Origin of the sequence: Micromonospora sp. AMSO12t, from assembly GCF_008806585.1 — a bacterium.
Classification (GTDB): Bacteria; Actinomycetota; Actinomycetes; order Mycobacteriales; family Micromonosporaceae; genus Micromonospora; species Micromonospora reichwaldensis.
This window is the reverse complement of sequence record NZ_WAAS01000493.1, coordinates 1-1,572: the sequence shown is the minus strand read 5'-3', so window position 1 is coordinate 1,572 and position 1,572 is coordinate 1. Positions and strand designations below refer to the sequence as shown.

Annotated in this window: 1 protein-coding gene; it reads right to left on the bottom strand. The window is 76.1% G+C overall.

From position 1 onward, the window contains the following. Positions 1-310: 310 nt before the first annotated feature. The gene (gene purD, locus F6X68_RS32575) at positions 311-1,558 is read right to left on the bottom strand and encodes a phosphoribosylamine--glycine ligase (RefSeq protein WP_151457823.1); all 1,248 of its coding nucleotides are present in this window, start codon (positions 1,556-1,558) and stop codon (positions 311-313) included. Positions 1,559-1,572: the final 14 nt, after the last annotated feature.

The following is a 1,572-nucleotide window of genomic DNA, read 5'->3' as shown; positions in this document are numbered from 1 at the left end:
CGCCCGGCGGCCCGGGCGACCGGGCGGAGGAGCTCGTGCCCCTCAACAGCCAGTACGCCTCCGCGACGCGCCGGGACACGCCCCGCGTACAGGGGCGCGTCCGGGTCGAGGGGCTGTGGACGCCCGCCACGCACCGGGACGCGCCCGTGCGGGGGTGACGGCCCCGGGTCAGGGATGGAGCGTCAGCCCGGGCGCAGCGGTTCCAGCCGCGCCCCGACGTACTCGCGGTAGCCCTCGATGTCGGCAGGCGATCCCGCCGCCTCCTCGCCGCACCGCTCAGACGGAGGCGAGGCGGGTGGAGGTTGCCCGGTCAGCCCGGAATCGTGATCCGACCCTCGACGGCGGCGGAGGCGATGTCGGTGCGGTGGTGCGAGCCGGCCAGCTCCACCCCGGCGACCAGCGCGTACGCGGCGTCCCGGGCGGTGGGCAGGTCGACGCCCGTGGCGGTGGCGCAGAGCACCCGGCCGCCGGAGGAGAGCAGCGCCCCGTCGGCGCCCCGTCGGGTGCCGGCGTGGATGATCCCCGGCCCCTCGCCCCCGGTGATCACGTCGCCGGTGCGCGGGGCGGCCGGGTAGCCCTCGGCGGCCACCACGACCGTGACGCCGGCACCGTCGCGCCAGCGCAGCGGCGGGTGCCCGGCCAGCGTGCAGGTCGCGGCGGCGTGCAGCAGCCCGGCCAGCGGGGTCTCCAGCAGCGCCAGCACCACCTGCGTCTCCGGGTCACCGAAGCGGGCGTTGAACTCGATCACCCGGGGGCCCTCGGCGGTGATCGCCAGCCCGACGTAGAGCAGCCCCGCGAACGGGGTGCCCCGCCGGGCCATCTCCGCCAGGGTCGGGTGCACGACGTCGCGCATGACCTCGTCGACAAGTCCGGACGGCGCCCAGGGCAGCGGCGCGTACGCCCCCATGCCGCCGGTGTTCGGGCCGGTGTCGCCGTCGCCGACCCGCTTGAAGTCCTGCGCCGGCAGCAGCGGCACCGCCGCCTCGCCGTCGGTGACCACGAAGAGGGAGACCTCCGGGCCGGACAGGTATTCCTCGACGACGACCCGGCCGCACTCCTCGGCGTGCCGCAGCGCGGCGGCGCGGTCGTCGGTCACCACGACGCCCTTGCCGGCGGCGAGCCCGTCGTTTTTCACCACGTACGGCGCGCCGAACTCGTCCAGCGCCCTGCCGGTGCTCTCCGCGTCCGTGCAGGTGTACGCGCGGGCGGTCGGTACGCCTGCGGCAGTCATGACGTCCTTGGCGAACGTCTTCGAGCCCTCCAGCCGGGCCGCCTCGGCGGACGGCCCGAACGCGGCGATCCCCTTGGCGCGTACGGCGTCGGCGACCCCGGCCACCAGCGGCGCCTCCGGCCCGATCACCACCAGGTCGGCCCCGGTCTCCACCGCCAGCGCGGCAACGCCCGCCGGATCGCACGGATCGACGGCCCGCACCGAGGCGACCGAGGCGATCCCGGGATTACCGGGCGCCGCGATCAACTGCTCGACGGCCGGATCCGCAGCCAACCCGAGCGCGAGCGCATGCTCCCGCCCCCCACCACCAAGAAGAAGAACCCGCACACCGGCATCCTACT